Raw genomic sequence first — 16,985 nt, forward strand, 5'->3', positions numbered from 1 at the left:
GTCGGTGTCCATCAAGCGCTGTTGGGGGCGGGCCCGGCGGGCCTTGGCGCGTTGGTGGGCGGTGGTGGCCCGGTAGCCGCGCTTGCTGGTGTTGCGGGCCAGCTCGCGGCTGATCACCGACTGGTCCCGGCCGACCAGCCGGGCGATGGCTCGTACGCCTTCTCCTCGCGCGTTGGCGAGCGCGATCTCCTCGCGTTCAGCGAGGGTGAGCATCCGTCGTTCTGGCATGAGCAACCCCTGTGACCTGTGATGTTGCTACGACGGTATGACACCACCATCACCTGGCCTGACCCTGGCGTCTCCGCGTACACAAGAGACTCCGCATGAGTCATGGTCAGTAGCACCAGCGATCCTTCCATCGCCGCGTGAGCACCACGGTCGAACGGCAGTACCTGGATCTGCACGAACGGCCATTCAGCCGCCTCGATGAGGGCCTTGTACTGCTCCCTCATCACGGACTTTCCGCCTGCGGTCCTTCGCAGAGCTCCTTCGTCCACCACGAAGAGCGCGAGCGGTGGGCGGTCGCGCCTCAAGATCTTCTGTCGGTCCAGGCGAGCCTTCAGGAGATCTTCGATACTACGAGGTGATCGGGGAGGGAAGGCCGCCCCCATCACGGCTTTCGCGTAGCCCTTCAGTTTGAAGAAGCCCAGGGACTGCCTGGGACTGAAACTCGTTGATGACCTGGGCTTTCGCTTCGAGTTCAACGAACTTCTCCAGCCACCACGGTTGGGCTTGCTTCGCTCCGGGCCACAGGTTCAGTAGCGCGTTGTGGGCTTCCGGGGCCTTATCGGCCAACTCGGCGAACTGTTTGGAGTGCCTTCGATCGCCTCGCTCGATGGCGCCGACCTGCTGCTTGGATGTGCCTGTCGCTAGACCTAGGTCTTTTTGCGACATATCGGACAAATTTCTTAGTCGTCGGAGTTCATTTCCAAACTGGGCGATAGCTGCGCTCTCGGGTAGGGAAGTGCGGCTTGGCATGACTCCAGCAAGCCACAAAGGGCCACAATTGGATGCGCCTTGGCGAACCTGTAATTCAGAATCCGGCCACATGTAGAGAAGGTATTTGCTGTTCAGGCAGGGTGGACTCCAGGAACCAGGAGAACAAGAATCCCGGGTCTCTGAGTGGCGCAACCGCCCTTGTCTGTTGCCTTTGGTCGGGCAGCCGCTCGTCAGCACAAAGAAGTAGGGCTGGGACGGCCTCCGGCAAGAAAAACGCCCCGAACCCGAGGGCACCGGGTTTCAGGGCGTGTAAGTCCCACCCGTAACCAGGTTGAGGTGAGACCACATGCAGTGTACTTCCCCACCCTCCGCTCTGCCGCGCCGACTGCGTGGAACCCCCACCACATCGGGCCTCCTGCTCGGCCCCGACCTCAGCCACATCGCCATCGCGCGGCGCTGGGCGGCCCAGGCCACCCGCACCCGCCCCGGCCTGGCCGAACCCCTCGCCCTGGCCGTCTCCGAACTCACGACGAACGCGATGCGCCACACCGCCTCCGGCCTGCCCGGCGGCACCGTCCGCGTCGAGATCGACCGCACCGGCCACCTGGAACTGCGCGTCACCGACGACGGACCCCGCCCCGACACGGCCACCACACCCCCGGCGATCCCCGCTCTGGACCCCTTCCGGGTGGGCGGCAACGGGCTGCGCCTGGTCGAGGCCGTGTGCGCCTACTGGGACTGGACACGAAACCCCGATGGCGGGACCGCCGTCCGCGCCCTCTTCCCCCGATGACCACCTGACTCCCGCGCCGTGCCCCTGCCCCCGGTGCGGCGCGGGATCCCGGGGGCGGCGGACGCCCCTGCCGCCGCCCCCTTCAGCACCACACCGCCGAACGAGAAGGGACACCGAAAGTGACGGTCCTGTTGTGCGGACACTGCGGCAGCCCCCGCCACGGCGGAGCCCCGGCCTACCGCTGCGCCTGCATCCCCGCCCAGGTGTGGCAGGCCCCCGACCTGGCCCGCGCCGTCCGCGCCCTGGACCTGTCCAAGGTCATCCGGTACCTGCGCCGCCACCCCGCCACCCAGCACCACTCCCAGGCGGCCCTGGCCAGCATGTGTGGCCTGTCGCAGACGACTCTCTCCCGCCTGGAGGGCGGCAGGGGCGCCACCCGCATCGACCGCGCCGTCACCGCCCTGGCCGGACTCGGAGCGCCCCAGGTCCCCGGCGAGGTGAACAACCCGTACCCGGACGAGGACCCGCCGCCCCCGCCCGGCCCGAACGGCGGCCCTCCCGGCGAGGTCGCCCTCACCGTGGGAGCGGACGGCCCCCGTCGGCTCCTGGACCACGGCACCGCCTGGGGCGTCACCAACACCCCCCGAGGAGCGACCGACTGGTTCGCCCTGCCCACACCGGCCAACCACGCACTCCCCAGGTCGCCGCATCCGAAGGGGAACACCGGTCCGGCCGTTCCTGATGGGGCGGCCCCGCCTGGCACCGGACCGACGGGGCGCGGCGGTCCTTGGGCGGGCGGGGGACAGGGCCTAGGGTGGTCCGGGTGAGGACCAGCCACGGAGACAGCCTGCGCAAGCACCTGGACGCATCCCTCCTGTACCTGTGTACGGGGGCCCGGAGGGAGCAGGGCGACCTCGCCGAGTTCGCCGACGCCGCCCTCGCGGGGGGTGTGGACATCATCCAGCTGCGCGACAAGGGCCTGGAGGCGCGTGAGGAGCTCGTCGCACTGGAGGTGCTCAGGGACGCCTGCGAGCGGCACGGCGCCCTGCTCGCGGTCAACGACCGCGCCGACATCGCCCGTGCGGTGCGAGCCGACGTCCTGCACCTGGGCCAGCGCGACCTGCCCGTCCCCATGGCCCGCGACATCGTCGGCTCGGACCCGATCATCGGGCGCTCCAACAACGACATCGAGGCCGCCGCCGCCTCGGCGAGCGAACCCGGCAGCGACTACTTCTGTGTCGGCCCGGTGTGGGCGACCCCCACCAAGCCGGGACGCGCCGCGGCCGGACTGGAACTGGTGGAGCGCGCCGCGGCCCTGGACACCGGCCGGCCCTGGTTCGCCATCGGCGGGATCGACCTGTCCACCATCGACCGGGTCCTGGACGCCGGGGCACGCAGGGTCGTGGTCGTCAGGGCGATCACCGAGGCCGAGGACCCGCGGGCGGCCGCGGCCGCGCTGCGCGCACGCCTGACCGCCCGGGACTAGGACACCTCACACGGCCACGTGGGAGAGCGCGCTCGGGTGGCGGCGCAGGAAGCCCTCGATGGACTGGGCCGGGTGGCCGGTCAGCTTGGGCACGGTGGGCGCGACCACGTCCAACTCCCCGGTGGCGATCGCCGCGTACGACGACGCCCAGCCCTCGACCGCCCACTCGGGTGCCCCGGTCCACCGGCGCGACTCCAGCGCCTCCTCCCACGTCTCGGGCACGTAGCGGATGGTGCGCCCGGTGAGCGAGGACAGCTTGTCCACCGTCGCGCCCAGGGTCAGCGCCTCCGGCCCGGTGATGTCGTAGGCGGCGCCCCCGGACACCGCCGTCACCGCCGGATCGGTGAGCACCGCGGTCGCCACGTCCGCCACGTCGTCGCGCGAGACCCAGGCGACCCGCCCGTCGCCGGCCGGACCGCGCACCACGCCCCGGCCGTCCGTCCACGTGGGAAGCAGGTCCAGGTACAGGCCGGGTCTGAGGAACGTGAACTCCGCCCCGCTCATCCGGATGTGGGCCTCGGTGAAGAAGTGCGTGCGGGCGAAGGTGAAGGTGGACGCCGGCCCGGCGTTCAGGAAGGACAGGTAGACGATCCGCGACACCCCCGCGGCGACCGCCGCGTCCACCGCGCCCACGTGCGTCTCGACCCGCTTCTCGGACTCGGTGGCCGACACCAGGAACAGCGTGTCCACCCCCCGGCAGGCCCGCTCGAAGCTCCGGGTGTCCTCGTAGGCCGCCATCGACGCGCTGCTGCCGGGAAACTCGGGGGCCCGGTTGATGTCGCGGACGATGAGTCGCTGCGCCAGCCCCAGCCGGGCGATCCGGGCGGCGACCCGCCCGCCCACCGCGCCGGTCGCTCCGGTCACGCCTATGGTGTGGTTTGTCATGTGATCGTCGCCCATGACACCCCATCCTGAGGGATCGGACCGCAGCGACCGGCCAGCGGCACGCGCGTTTTTACCGGTTCCGGTCGACGGGTGGCGCGCTCTTGGCCTCACCCGCGCCGCGGTAGGCCAGGCGCCGCAGCAGGACCTCCGCGGGGCCGCGCCGCCCGGCGCGCTCCAGCAGCGCGGCGGCCACGACCGTCACCAGCCACACCCCGACGGCGAACAGCAGCATGCTCCACGACGTCAGGTGCGCTCCCAGTCCCAGCCCCCACGCGGCCAGGACCGGTGCGCACAGGACCGACTGCGCCAGGTAGGCCGACATCGAGCGCTTGCCGGTCGCCGCGAGGGCACCCGCCACCGGTCCCGTGCCCCGACCGCGCTCGATCCGGTGCGCGATCAGGGCGATCGCGGCGACGTAGCCCAGACCGCCGGCCAGGCCGGTGACCATGTGCGGCAGGGACAGGAGCAGCCCCTGGCCCTCCGACAGGTCCCAGAAGCCGGTCTGGGCCAGGGCGAGGGGCAGGCCGCCGATCCATCCCGTCGCGAGGCCGCCGACGGCCACGGCGCGCAGCAGGCCCACGTTCCGCCCCGGCTCCTCCAGGACCCGGCGCCGCGCGGCCCAGAAGCCGAGCAGGATCGCGGCGGGCACGGCCATGCCCAGCAGGCCCTGCCCCAGGGTGACGACGGGCCAGTAGGTGAGGCGCTCCACGACCGAGGCGAGGTAGGAGGGGTCGGAGATGCTGGCCGCCATGTCCTCCTGCCCGAACGACTGGCCCGCCATCTCCTCGGGGGGCACGAAGGCCAGACTCAGCAGCGACAGCGCGGCCAGGGCCGCCATCAGGGCGGTGAGGAGTCCGGCCCACACCAGCAGGGTCGCGTTCCGGCGCCGCAGGAACAGCCAGGCCAGCACCAGCCCGGCCAGTCCGTAGGCCCCCAGGATGTCGCCCACCCACAGCAGCAGGGCGTGCACCAGGCCGAACACCAGCAGCCACAGGTTGCGGCGGCGCAGCACCGCGTCCGCCTCGCGGGGCGAGACCCCCGCGGCCTCCTGTCTGCGGGTCAGTTGCACCATGCCGTACCCGAACAGGAACGCGAACATCGGATAGCTGCGCATGTCGATCGCGGCCGTGGTGACGAACTGCGCGATGCCGTCCGCGGGGCCCTCCGGCGCGGGGTGTGCGCTCGCCCCGCTCATCGGCAGGGCCCACAGGTACCAGGTGGCGTTGGCGATCGCGATGAAGGCCAGCATGGACCCGCGTGCCAGGTCTGGCGCCAGTGAGCGCTCCCCGGTTTCGGTCGGGCCGCGTGAGGCGGTGTGTGTGGACATGGGCATCCCTCCGGTGTCGCGATATGTCGTGTTTGCGATTCAACCGGAGCGTCGGGATGGTTACAAGACGCCCACGACGGTCGGGGACCCGGGGAAACCCCCTAAGGAGATCCCCGGGTCAGTGCGTGCGCGAGGTGGCGGCGTCCACCAACCACCGCAGGGGCTCGCGCGCCGACCCGTCCAGCTCGGGACTCTCCAGAGCCGACAGCGCCTGCTCGGAGTACTCCTCGATGAGCCGTTCACACGCCTTGAGCGCCCCTGAGTCCTCGATGAGCGCGCACATCCACTCCACCGAGGCCTCCGACAGGTCCGGTGTGCCCAGCAGGGAGCGGAAGCGGTCGGCCGCACCGGAGTCGGCGCGCTCCAGGGTCTCGGCCACGACCAGGGTCCGCTTCCCCTCGCGCAGGTCGTCGCCGGCGGGCTTGCCGGTGGTACCGGGGTCGCCGAAGACCCCGAGCACGTCGTCGCGCAGTTGGAAGGCCACGCCCAGCGGCATCCCGTAGCCGGTGTAGACACCGCCCAAGGCGTCCAGGCGCCCGGCCAGGGCCGCGCCCAGGTGCAGCGGCCGCTCGATCGTGTACTTGGCCGCCTTGTAGCGCATCACCCGCAGCGCCGCCTCGCGGCTCTCCGTGCCCCGGACCTGTTCGAGCGTGTCCAGGTACTGCCCTGCCATCACCTCGGTGCGCATGGCGTCGAAGGGCGCCCGCCCGCCCTGGAGCACCTCCGGTGCGAACCCGCTGGCCTGGTACATCTCGTCGGACCAGGCCAGGCAGAGGTCGCCGATGAGGATCGCCGCGCCCTCCCCGAAGGAGTCGGCGTCGCCGCTCCAGCCGTGCTCGGTGTGGAGCGCGGCCAGCCTCCGGTGCGTGGCGGGCAGGCCGCGCCGGGTGTCGCTGCGGTCGATCACGTCGTCGTGCATCAGCGCGCACGCCTGGAGGAACTCCAGGGAGGCCGCCGCCCGGACCACGCGTGCGTCGCCGTCGGCGCCGCCGCCCCCGCGCCAACCCCAGTAGCAGAACGTGGGGCGCAGCCGCTTGCCGCCCGAGAGCATCGCCTCCAGGGCGTCCATGGCCGGGGCCAGCTCCTCGCCGATCTCCAGCAGGCGGGTCCGGTGCGAGGCGCAGAACGAGACGAGTTCTCCGTCCACCGCCGAGCGGACCACGGAGACGGGCGATGGGGAAGCGAAAGGGGCCATAACCAGCACACTAGCGGCTTCCGGGCCACAGGATGCCGGGTTCGGCGCAACCCGGCCCCCCGTCCGCCTGCCGGTCCGTGCGGTGTGCGTCACCGTGTCTCACGGAAGCGGGAGGCTCCCCGCGCCGCGCTGTCCGGGCTCGCCTAAGGTGGTGTCCATGCTCGCTGCACCGACTCAGCCCGCAGGGCCGCACCCGCCCGCCGCGCGCCCGCGTCAGATCCGTGAACTCCTCGACACGGGCGAGCCCCTGTTCTCCTTCGAGTTCTTTCCGCCCCGCGGTCCGAAGTCCCAGGCCCGGCTGTGGCGGGCGATCCGCGAGATCGAAGCGCTCGGCCCCTCCTTCGTCTCGGTCACCTACGGCGCGGGCGGCGGCACGCGCGACCTCACGGTGGAGACCACCGAGCGCATCGCGGCCGACACCACGCTGCTGCCCGTCGCGCACATGACGCTGGTGGACCACTCGGTGGCCGAGCTGCGCCACCTCATCGGCCGCTTCTCCGCCGCGGGCGTGTCGAACATGCTGGCCGTGCGCGGCGACCCTCCCGGCGACCCCGGCGGTCCGTGGGTCCGCCACCCGCAGGGCCTGACCTACGCCGAGGAACTGGTCCGCCTGCTCAAGGACAGCGGTGACTTCAGTGTGGGCGTGGCGGCCTTCCCGCACAAGCACCCCCGCTCCGACGACGTCGAGACCGACACCGACCACTTCGTGCGCAAGTGCGAGGCCGGGGCGGACTACGCCATCACGCAGATGTTCTTCGACCCGGAGGAGTACCTGCGGCTGCGCGACAGGGTGGCCGCCCGGGGGTGCGGGGTGCCGATCATTCCCGAGGTGTTCCCGGTGGTCAGGAGGGCCACGATCGAGCGGTCCGAGCAGCTCTCGGGCGCGCCCTTCCCGCGTGATCTGGCCGAGCGGTTCGAGCGCTTCGGCGACGACGCCGAGGCCGTCCGCGCCTTCGGTATCGAGCACGCCCAGCGCATGTGCGAGCGGCTGCTGGCCGAGGGGGCTCCGGGCATCCACTTCATCACCTTCAACCAGTCCACCGCCACCAGGGAGATCTACCGCGAGGTCGCCGGCCACCGGGCGGGCCCAGCGGAAGCCGCGCGGCCATGACGGAGAAGGGCTGAGCCGGGCTCCCGGGGAAGGAGAAGTCCTCCAGGATCTCCGTGAAGCCGCAGGAGCTGTACAGGTGGCGTGCCGCGGTGGGGCCGGTACGAGTGGACAGCACCGCGGTGCGCTCGGGCCGGCCCGAGCACAGGGCGTGGAGCAGGGACCTGCCCACACCCCGGTTCTGCTCGTCGGGGTCCACGTGCACCTCGGCGATCTCCAGTGTGTCCGACAGGTAGCGGTGCGCCAGGCGCGCCCTGCCCCGGGCGCGCATCGCCTCGGTGACGACGTCGTGCCACCACTGGCCCCGCCCGCCGTGGAAGCCGTAGGCGAAGCCGACCGGCCGCTCGCCGCGCACGGCCACCACCGAGCGGAATCCCGGATAGCGCGCGTGACCGCTCATCACGGCGGCCCGGCCGGGCAGTTGGTCCTCCGGGGGGCGCATCGCGCGGTCGTAGACGCCCAGCAGGACGGGGACGGCATGGGCGAACGCAGGAGGGGCCAGTTCGCGCAGTTCGGTGTCGGCTGCCACCGTCCCACTCTAGGGCGTGGGCCCTTCGGCTCCGCGAGCACGGGTTGACGGGTGCGTCGGGGCTGGGGTTAACTGGTCTTGGTCGAACGTGAGTTCGATAAGGGTGCCGGTGCGGCCGGGGCGGGGAGGGGAAGCCCCGTGCACGGCCGCACCGTGCCCCGCGCACACGGGAGCCGGCGCCCTCAGGGCGCCGGCTCCCGTGTGCGCGGGAGGCCCCGAACCGGGGCCGGGGCTCAGAAGGCGTCGACCGCGCGGCGCGCCTCGGCGTCGAGGACGCCCCAGTTGATGAGCTCCTCGGTGAGGTCCGACGGCGACTTGTCGTAGATGACCGCCAGTGAGCGCAGGTCCTCCTGGCGGATGGACAGCACCCGCCCGTTGTAGTCGCCGCGCTGGCTCTGGATCGTGGCGACGTAGCGGGACAGCGGGCCGGCCTTCTCCTGGGGCACCTGTTGCATGCGCTCCAGGTCGATGACCAGCTTGGGCGTCGGGGCCAGGGGTGTGGGCGCGGCGCCGCCGGGCAGCAGTTCCGACATGGGAACGCCGTAGAAGTCGGCCAGTTCGGCGAGCTTCTGGACGGTGACGGCACGGTCGCCGCGCTCATAGGAGCCGACCACGACGGCCTTCCAGCGCCCGTGGGACTTCTCCTCCACGCCGTGCAGGGAGAGGCCCTGCTGGGTGCGGATGGCACGCAGCCGCGCGCCGAGGGACTTCGCGTATTCGGATGGCATCTTCTTGTCGCTCCCGGCCGTGACGGTGGCTGGTGTGGTGGGGGAGGCGTCCGGCCTTCCTCGGCGGCCGCCGAGGCGGTCGTTCGGAGGGTCGCGGGGTGCAACCCCACCCAGCAGTGGTTACAGACAGTGACGCTAGGGCGGTCCGGCCTCCAGGTCAAGCCGTTGGGGTGAAACGCGACTAATCAGTATCCAAACCGTGCGTAAGTGAGACTCCTCTCATGTCCGGACCGAACCGGATTAGTGGTGTGTACCGGTCACGCAGAGCCCCGACACCGCAGGGATTTCCTGGCACGCGGCGGGTGCCGGGGCCGCGCTCCCGGATCCGCGGGCACGGCCCCGGCGCTCCACCGCGCGTTTCCCGCGTGTCGGGCCTCACACGGCACGTGCCCGGTCCCGGGGCCGTCAGTCGAGGGACTCGGGGGGCCGCTGGTAGCGTTGGGCCGATCGACATCCTTTAACGACCTGTTCAGTGAGGCAGGGAAGGGGTCACTACTTTGCGTGCGCACGACAACGCGAAAGGTGGCGGAGGTGCTCCGCCGCCCCCGGCACCCGAGGGGTACAGAACCGTCCTCGACGGCCCGGAGATCGACCGGGCACTCACCCGCATCGCCCACGAGGTGCTCGAACGCACCAAGGGCGGGCGGGACGTCGCCCTCCTGGGCATCCCCTCCCGCGGAGTCCCCCTCGCCCGGAGGCTGGCCGAGCGGATCGAACGAGTCGAGGACCTGCGCGTCCCCGTCGGATCCCTCGACATCACCATGTACCGCGACGACCTCAGGCTCGCGCCCGCCCGGGCCCTGGGCCGCACCGAGATCCCCGACGGCGGCCTCGACGACCACGTCGTCGTCCTCGTCGACGACGTGCTCTTCTCCGGCCGCACCGTCCGCGCCGCCCTGGACGCGCTCGGCGACCTCGGCCGCCCACGCGCCGTCCAGCTCGCCGTCCTCGTCGACCGCGGCCACCGCGAACTGCCCATCCGCGCCGACTACGTGGGCAAGAACCTGCCCACCTCCCTGCGCGAGGGCGTCACCGTGTGCCTGGCCGAGAACGACGGCCGCGACGCGGTCCTGCTCGGCCCCGCCCGCGACCGGGCCAGACCCGGAGCTGAGCGGCGCCCCGAAACCGAGGGGGCGGGCTCCTGATGCGCCACCTGCTCTCCAGCGGCGACCTCACCCGCGACGAGGCCACCCTCATCCTGGACACCGCCGCCGAACTCGCCAGGGTCAGCGACCGTTCCGTCAAGAAGCTGCCGACCCTGCGCGGCCGGACCGTCGTCAACCTCTTCTACGAGGACTCCACCCGTACACGCACCTCCTTCGAGCTGGCGGCCAAGCGCCTGTCCGCCGACGTCATCAACTTCTCCGCCAAGGGGTCGAGCGTCTCCAAGGGAGAGAGCCTCAAGGACACCGCCCTCACCCTCCAGGCGATGGGCGCCGACGGCGTCGTCATCCGCCACAGCGCCTCCGGGGCGCCGCACCGGCTCTCCCACTGGGTCGACGGCTCGGTGCTCAACGCCGGGGACGGCACCCACGAGCACCCCACCCAGGCCCTCCTGGACGCCTTCACCATGCGCTCCCGCATGGGGAGGCTGGAGGGCCTGCGCGTGGCGGTCGTCGGCGACATCACGCACAGCCGCGTGGCCCGCTCCAACGTGCTCCTGCTGACCACGCTCGGAGCGCACGTCACCCTGGTCGCACCGCCCACCCTGCTGCCGGTCTCTGTGCACACCTGGCCCTGCGAGGTCTCCTACCACCTCGACGACGTGCTGCCCAAGTCCGACGTCGCCATGATGCTGCGCGTACAGAACGAGCGCATGCACGAGTCCTACTTCCCGTCCGTGCGCGAGTACAGCCGCAACTACGGACTGGACGCCGAACGCCTCGCGTGCATGCCCCCGGACGCCGTCGTCATGCACCCGGGCCCGATGGTCCGCGGCGTCGAGGTCTCCGCCGAGGTCGCCGACTCCCCGCGCTGCACCGTCACCGAGCAGGTCGCCAACGGCGTGAGCGTGCGCATGGCCGTGCTCTACCTGCTGCTCGGCGGCTCCTGACCGGACCCGCCCCTCTCGACTTCCCGCATCCACGAACACGAGGACTCCACACCGTCATGCCCGACACCGACCGCGTCTACCTGATCAGCGGGGCCCGACCGCTCGGCGGCGACCCCGTCGACCTGCTCGTCGCCGACGGACGGATCGCCGACACCGGAACCGGCCTGGCCGTTCCCGAGGGCGCCGAGACCGTCGACGCCGACGGGCTGATCGCCCTGCCCGGCCTGGTGGACCTGCACACCCACCTGCGCGAGCCCGGCCGCGAGGACGCCGAGACCGTCGCCACCGGCTCCCGCGCCGCCGCGATGGGCGGCTACACCGCCGTCCACGCCATGGCCAACACCGACCCGGTCGCCGACACCGCCGGGGTCGTCGAACAGGTCTGGCGCCTGGGACGCGAGGCCGGCTACTGCGACGTGTATCCCGTCGGCGCCGTCACCACCGGACTGGCCGGTGCCAACCTCGCCGAGATCGGCGCCATGGCCGACTCCGCCGCCGGGGTCCGCGTCTTCTCCGACGACGGCAAGTGCGTCTCCGACGCCCTGCTCATGCGCCGCGCCCTGGAGTACGTCAGGGCCTTCGACGGCGTGATCGCCCAGCACGCGCAGGAGCCCCGCCTCACCGAGGGCGCCCAGATGAACGAGGGCTGCGTCTCCGACCGCCTGGGCCTGCCCGGCTGGCCCGCGGTCGCCGAGGAGGCGATCATCGCCCGCGACTGCCTGCTCGCCCAGCACGTGGGCTCGCGCCTGCACGTGTGCCACGTCTCCACCCGGGGCTCGGTCGACATCATCCGCTGGGCCAAGGCCCGAGGGTGCGACGTCACCGCCGAGGTCACCCCCCACCACCTGCTGCTCACCGACGATCTGGTGGAGGGCTACGACCCGGTCTACAAGGTCAACCCGCCGCTGCGCACCGCCGACGACGTCCGCGCACTGCGCGAGGGCCTGGCGGACGGAACGATCGACATCGTGGCCACCGACCACGCACCCCACCCGGTGGAGGCCAAGGAGACCGAGTGGTCCACCGCCGCCATGGGCATGGTGGGGCTGGAGACCGCGCTGGCGGTCGTCCAGGAGACCATGGTCGACACCGGCTTGCTCACCTGGGCCCAGGTCGCCGACCGGATGTCGGCCGCCCCGGCGCGCATCGGACGGGTCACCGGCCACGGGCGCGCCCTGGCCCCCGGGGAGCCCGCCAACGTCGTCCTGTACGACCCCGCGGCTCCCGTCGAGGCCGACGGCGCGGCCATGGCCACCAAGAGCAGCAACACCCCCTTCCGGGGGATGACCCTGCCCGGCCGAGTCCGCGCGACCTTCCTGCGGGGGGTCCCGACCGTCCTGGAGGGGAAGATCAGTTGAACACAGCAGCACACAGCCGGCTCGGAGCCGGCACCGTGAAGGGGGAGAACGTGGCCGAGGAGACCGGCGGACCGGCGATTCTGGTACTTGAGGACGGCCGCGTGTTCCACGGCCGCTCCTTCGGCGCCCCCGGGGAGACCTTCGGCGAGGCCGTCTTCAACACCGGCATGACCGGTTACCAGGAGACCCTCACCGACCCCTCCTACCACCGCCAGATCGTGGCGATGACCGCTCCGCACATCGGCAACACCGGCGTCAACGACGACGACCCCGAGTCCGGCAGGATCTGGGTCGCCGGGTACGTCGTCCGCGAGCCCGCCCGCATCCCCTCCAACTGGCGTGCCCAGCGCACCCTCGACGAGGAGCTGCGCCGCCAGGGCGTGGTCGGCATCGCCCTCACCGGCACCCGTGCCCTCACCCGCCACCTACGTGACCGCGGTGCCATGCGCGCGGCCGTCAGCACCACCGAGACCGACCCGAAGGCGCTGCTCACCCGCATCCTGGAGCAGCCGCCCATGGCCGGGTCCGCTCTGGCCGACGAGGTCAGCACCGACACCCCCTACGAGGTCCTGCCGCCCGAGGGCACCGAGGCCCGCTTCCACGTCGCCGCCGTCGACCTGGGCATCAAGGCCATGACGCCCCAGCGCCTGGCCGAGCGCGGCTGCAAGGTCACCGTGCTGCCCGCCTCCGCCACCGCAGAGGAGATCCTCGCGCTGGCCCCCGACGGCGTGTTCTTCAGCAACGGCCCCGGCGACCCCGCCACCGCGGACGGCCCCGTCGCCGCCATGCGCGGTGTCCTGGACGCGGGCACACCGCTCTTCGGCATCTGCTTCGGCAACCAGATCCTGGGCCGTGCCCTGGAACTGGGCACCTACAAGCTCACCTTCGGGCACCGCGGGATCAACCAGCCCGTGCGCGACACCCGCACCAGCAGGGTCGCCGTCACCAGCCAGAACCACGGGTTCGCCGTCGACGCCCCGCTCGACGGCCCCTTCGACACCCCCTACGGACGGGCCGAGGTCAGCCACCTCGGTCTCAACGACCAGGTCGTCGAGGGCCTGCGGCTCCTGGAGCGCCCCGCGTTCAGCGTCCAGTTCCACCCCGAGGCCGCTGCGGGCCCCCACGACGCCGCCGGTCTCTTCGACGAGTTCTGCGACCTGATGACCGCCCAGTCCGTACCGGCCTCCGAGCAGGAGTAGAGGAAGAACATGCCGCGCCGTAGTGACCTTTCATCCGTCCTCGTGATCGGCTCCGGCCCGATCGTGATCGGGCAGGCGGCCGAGTTCGACTACTCGGGCACCCAGGCCTGCCGGGTCCTGCGGGCCGAGGGCCTGCGGGTCATCCTGGTCAACTCCAACCCGGCCACGATCATGACCGACCCGGAGATCGCCGACGCCACCTACGTCGAGCCGATCACCACCGAGATGATCGAGAAGATCATCGCCAAGGAGCACCCCGACGCACTGCTGCCCACCCTGGGCGGGCAGACGGCGCTCAACGCCGCCATCGCCCTCCACGAGGCGGGCATCCTCGACAAGTACGGCGTCGAACTCATCGGCGCCAACGTCGAGGCCATCCAGTCCGGCGAGGACCGCGAGTCCTTCAAACAGATCGTGGAGCGCATCGGCGGCGAGTCCGCGCGCTCCCGCATCTGCCACACCCTCCAGGAGTGCCTGGACGCCGCCGAGGAACTGGACTACCCCGTCGTGGTCCGCCCCTCCTTCACCATGGGCGGTGCCGGATCGGGCTTCGCCCACGACGCAGGCGAACTGCGCCGCATCGCGGGCCAGGGCCTGGCGCTCTCACCGACCACCGAGGTGCTCCTGGAGGAGTCCATCCTCGGTTGGAAGGAGTACGAACTGGAGCTGATGCGCGACGCCAACGACAACGTCGTGGTCGTCTGCTCCATCGAGAACCTCGACCCCATGGGCGTGCACACCGGCGACTCCATTACCGTCGCGCCCGCCATGACCCTCACCGACCGCGAGTACCAGAAGCTGCGCGACCTGGGCATCGCGGTCATCCGCGAGGTCGGCGTGGACACCGGCGGCTGCAACATCCAGTTCGCCGTCCACCCCGAGAGCGGCCGCGTCATCGTCATCGAGATGAACCCGCGCGTGTCCCGCTCCTCGGCGCTGGCCTCCAAGGCCACCGGCTTCCCGATCGCCAAGATCGCCGCCAAGCTCGCCGTCGGCTACACGCTCGACGAGATCCCCAACGACATCACCCGGGAGACGCCCGCCAGCTTCGAGCCCGCGCTCGACTACGTGGTCGTCAAGGTCCCGCGGTTCGCCTTCGAGAAGTTCCCGGGCGCCGACCCCACCCTCACCACCACCATGAAGTCGGTCGGCGAGGCCATGGCGATCGGCCGCTCCTTCCCCGAGGCCCTCCAGAAGGCCATGCGCTCGGTAGAGAAGGCCGGAGTCGGGTTCACCTGGGCCGGAGAGCCCGAGGACAAGGACGGCCTGCTGCGCCGGGCCGCCATCCCGACCGAGCACCGCCTGCGCCAGGTCCAGCAGGCCCTGCGCGCCGGGGCGACGGTCCAGGAGCTGTACGAGGCCACCCGGATCGACCCCTGGTTCCTCGACCAGATGCTCCGCGTCGAGGAGACCGCCCGGGCCCTGGCCCAGGCCCCCCAGCTCGACGCCGCCCTGCTGCGCGAGGCGAAGGGGCTGGGCTTCTCCGACGTCCAGATCGGCGAGATCACCGGCAAGAGCGAGACCGTCGTCCGCGAACTGCGCCACGCCCTGGGCGTCCACCCCGTCTACCTGACCGTGGACACCTGCGCCGCGGAGTTCGCCGCGCAGACGCCCTACCTCTACTCCAGCTACGACGAGGAGACCGAGGTCCCCACCGGGGACAAGCCCAAGATCATCATCCTGGGCTCGGGGCCCAACCGCATCGGCCAGGGCGTCGAGTTCGACTACTCCTGCGTCCACGCCTCCTTCGCGCTCTCCGAGGCCGGGTACGAGACCGTGATGGTCAACTGCAACCCCGAGACGGTCTCCACGGACTACGACACCAGCGACCGGCTCTACTTCGAGCCGCTCACCCTGGAGGACGTCCTGGAGGTCGTCCGCGCCGAGCAGGCCGCCGGACCGGTCGCCGGGGTCATCGTCCAGCTCGGCGGACAGACCCCGCTGGGCCTGGCCCAGCGCCTCAAGGACGCCGGGGTCCCCGTCATCGGGACCAGCCCCGAGGCCATCGACCTGGCCGAGGACCGCGGCGAGTTCGGCGCGGTCCTAGCCCAGGCCGGGCTGCCCGCGCCCAAGCACGGCACCGCCTACTCCTTCGCCGAGGCCAAGGCCGCCGCGGACGAGATCGGCTACCCGGTGATGGTCCGCCCGTCCTACGTGCTCGGCGGACGCGGGATGGAGATCGTCTACAGCGAGGAGATGCTCGCCGACTACATCCGGCGCAACGCCCAGGTCAGCCCGGAGCACCCGGTGCTCATCGACCGCTTCCTCGACGACGCCATCGAGATCGACGTCGACGCGCTCTACGACGGCACCGACCTGTACCTGGGCGGCGTCATGGAGCACATCGAGGAGGCCGGTATCCACTCCGGCGACTCGGCGTGCACCCTGCCCTCGATCACCCTGGGCAGCGAGGACGTCGAGCGCATCCGCTACTCCACCGAGGCCATCGCCCGGGGGACCGGTGTGCGGGGGCTGCTCAACGTCCAGTACGCGCTCGCCTCCGGCGTCCTGTACGTGCTGGAGGCCAACCCGCGTGCCTCCCGCACCGTGCCCTTCGTGTCCAAGGCCACCGCGGTTCCGCTGGCCAAGGCCGCTGCCCGGGTCATGGCAGGGAGCACCATCGCGCAACTGCGCGCCGAGGGCATGCTGCCCGAGCGGGGGGACGGCGGCGACCTGCCCGCCGACGCCCCGGTCTCGGTCAAGGAAGCGGTGCTGCCCTTCAACCGGTTCATCGACAAGGAGGGCGAGGGGGTCGACACCATCCTCGGCCCGGAGATGCGCTCCACCGGCGAGGTCATGGGCCTGGACGTGCAGTTCGGCGCCGCCTACGCCAAGTCGCAGTCGGCCGTCACCGGCAGCCTGCCCTCGCAGGGCCGGGTGTTCGTCTCGGTGGCCAACCGCGACAAGCGCTCGATGATCTTCCCGGTCAAGCGTCTGGCCGACTTGGGATTCGAGATCTTGGCCACGGAGGGCACCGCCCTGGTCCTGCGCCGCAACGGCGTGCACGCCACCGTCGTGCGCAAGCACAGCGAGGGCACCGGGCCCAACGGGGAGCCCACTGTCGTGCAGCTCATTCACGACGGCGGGGTCGACCTCATCGTCAACACCCCCTTCGGCAGCGCCGGACAGGCCGGTCCGCGCCTGGACGGGTACGAGATCCGCACCGCCGCCGTGGTGCGCGGCGTCCCCAGCGTGACCACGGTCCAGGGGCTCGCCGCCGCGGTGCAGGCGATCGAGGCACGCGTGCGCGGCGACATCGGCGTGCGCTCGCTCCAGGAGCACGCCCGCACCCTCCAGGAGGGGCGCGCGTAGGGCCCTCTCCCGAACGCGGTGCCGTCGGCCGGCGGCACCGCGGCGACGGCGGGGCGGGGCCGCGAGGCCCCGCCCCGGGCCGGATCGGGACCGCCACGCGCGAGACGGCCCTAACCTTGTACCACCGCAGCCG

16 protein-coding genes and 1 pseudogene are annotated in these 16,985 nt (G+C 71.7%); 9 read left to right on the forward strand and 8 right to left on the reverse strand.

Annotated elements, in window-relative coordinates:
- The 3 genes and pseudogenes from B042_RS23380 to B042_RS27100 all read right to left on the reverse strand — a co-directional run.
- Window positions 1–228: helix-turn-helix domain-containing protein (locus B042_RS23380; RefSeq protein ID WP_155988858.1), on the reverse strand; the 228-nt coding region annotated here is incomplete at its 3' end.
- A gap of 107 nt (window positions 229–335) precedes the next feature.
- Window positions 336–611: pseudogene (locus B042_RS27095) on the reverse strand (DUF5753 domain-containing protein); the annotation flags it as partial.
- Window positions 577–1,050, reverse strand: coding sequence for a Scr1 family TA system antitoxin-like transcriptional regulator (locus B042_RS27100; protein ID WP_081748810.1), 474 nt, complete (start codon window positions 1,048–1,050; stop codon window positions 577–579). The gene B042_RS27100 and the pseudogene B042_RS27095, both read right to left, overlap by 35 nt.
- A 235-nt stretch (window positions 1,051–1,285) precedes the next feature.
- Here B042_RS27100 and B042_RS0115345 point away from each other — a divergent pair, with 235 nt between their 5' ends.
- From B042_RS0115345 to thiE, 3 genes are all read left to right on the forward strand, one after another.
- Window positions 1,286–1,732, forward strand: a complete 447-nt coding sequence (locus B042_RS0115345) for an ATP-binding protein (RefSeq protein ID WP_028649056.1) — start codon at window positions 1,286–1,288, stop codon at window positions 1,730–1,732.
- A gap of 119 nt (window positions 1,733–1,851) precedes the next feature.
- Window positions 1,852–2,499 (forward strand): helix-turn-helix transcriptional regulator, encoded by a 648-nt coding sequence (locus B042_RS24425; protein WP_051415730.1) that lies wholly within the window; start codon window positions 1,852–1,854, stop codon window positions 2,497–2,499.
- Window positions 2,496–3,158, forward strand: coding sequence for a thiamine phosphate synthase (gene thiE, locus B042_RS0115355; protein WP_028649057.1), 663 nt, complete (start codon window positions 2,496–2,498; stop codon window positions 3,156–3,158). The genes B042_RS24425 and thiE overlap by 4 nt, the downstream gene beginning before the upstream one ends.
- Window positions 3,159–3,164: 6 nt before the next feature.
- Here thiE and B042_RS0115360 read toward each other — a convergent pair whose 3' ends face one another.
- From B042_RS0115360 to B042_RS0115370, 3 genes are all read right to left on the reverse strand, one after another.
- On the reverse strand, window positions 3,165–4,058 hold the full coding sequence (locus B042_RS0115360; RefSeq protein ID WP_028649058.1) for an SDR family oxidoreductase: 894 nt from the start codon (window positions 4,056–4,058) through the stop codon (window positions 3,165–3,167).
- A 55-nt stretch (window positions 4,059–4,113) separates the two neighbouring features.
- Window positions 4,114–5,370, reverse strand: a complete 1,257-nt coding sequence (locus B042_RS23390) for a DUF418 domain-containing protein (protein WP_036555234.1) — start codon at window positions 5,368–5,370, stop codon at window positions 4,114–4,116.
- A 118-nt stretch (window positions 5,371–5,488) separates the two neighbouring features.
- A complete protein-coding gene (locus B042_RS0115370) occupies window positions 5,489–6,565 on the reverse strand; it encodes a polyprenyl synthetase family protein (protein ID WP_028649059.1) in 1,077 nt (358 codons plus the stop codon).
- A 247-nt stretch (window positions 6,566–6,812) separates the two neighbouring features.
- Between B042_RS0115370 and metF the strand changes: the two genes are divergently transcribed.
- Window positions 6,813–7,676, forward strand: a complete 864-nt coding sequence (gene metF / locus B042_RS0115375) for a methylenetetrahydrofolate reductase [NAD(P)H] (RefSeq protein WP_028649060.1) — start codon at window positions 6,813–6,815, stop codon at window positions 7,674–7,676.
- Here the strand turns inward: metF and B042_RS25145 are convergent.
- Window positions 7,594–8,202 (reverse strand): GNAT family N-acetyltransferase, encoded by a 609-nt coding sequence (locus tag B042_RS25145; RefSeq protein WP_197024331.1) that lies wholly within the window; start codon window positions 8,200–8,202, stop codon window positions 7,594–7,596. The two genes, metF and B042_RS25145, sit on opposite strands and share 83 nt — an antisense overlap.
- 233 nt (window positions 8,203–8,435) lie before the next feature.
- A complete protein-coding gene (locus B042_RS0115385) occupies window positions 8,436–8,930 on the reverse strand; it encodes a transcriptional regulator (protein WP_028649061.1) in 495 nt (164 codons plus the stop codon).
- 497 nt (window positions 8,931–9,427) lie between these two features.
- Here B042_RS0115385 and pyrR point away from each other — a divergent pair, with 497 nt between their 5' ends.
- Genes pyrR through carB form a run of 5 tightly spaced genes read left to right on the forward strand, consistent with a single transcriptional unit; the run spans window position 9,428 to window position 16,852 of the window.
- Entirely contained in the window at window positions 9,428–10,075 is a 648-nt protein-coding gene (gene pyrR, locus B042_RS23400) for a bifunctional pyr operon transcriptional regulator/uracil phosphoribosyltransferase PyrR (RefSeq protein WP_036555236.1), read from the forward strand.
- Window positions 10,075–10,983 (forward strand): aspartate carbamoyltransferase catalytic subunit, encoded by a 909-nt coding sequence (locus tag B042_RS0115395; RefSeq protein WP_028649062.1) that lies wholly within the window; start codon window positions 10,075–10,077, stop codon window positions 10,981–10,983. Before pyrR ends, B042_RS0115395 begins: the two co-directional genes overlap by 1 nt.
- A gap of 56 nt (window positions 10,984–11,039) precedes the next feature.
- Window positions 11,040–12,341 (forward strand): dihydroorotase, encoded by a 1,302-nt coding sequence (locus B042_RS0115400; RefSeq protein ID WP_028649063.1) that lies wholly within the window; start codon window positions 11,040–11,042, stop codon window positions 12,339–12,341.
- 50 nt (window positions 12,342–12,391) lie between these two features.
- Complete coding sequence (carA, locus tag B042_RS0115405) at window positions 12,392–13,540, forward strand: glutamine-hydrolyzing carbamoyl-phosphate synthase small subunit (RefSeq protein WP_028649064.1); 1,149 nt, start codon at window positions 12,392–12,394, stop codon at window positions 13,538–13,540.
- A 9-nt stretch (window positions 13,541–13,549) separates the two neighbouring features.
- Window positions 13,550–16,852: a carbamoyl-phosphate synthase large subunit gene (gene carB / locus B042_RS0115410; RefSeq protein ID WP_028649065.1), complete on the forward strand. Its 3,303-nt coding sequence runs from the start codon at window positions 13,550–13,552 to the stop codon at window positions 16,850–16,852.
- The last annotated feature ends 133 nt before the right edge of the window (window positions 16,853–16,985 follow it).

Origin of the sequence: Nocardiopsis sp. CNT312, from assembly GCF_000515115.1 — a bacterium.
Classification (GTDB): Bacteria; Actinomycetota; Actinomycetes; order Streptosporangiales; family Streptosporangiaceae; genus Nocardiopsis.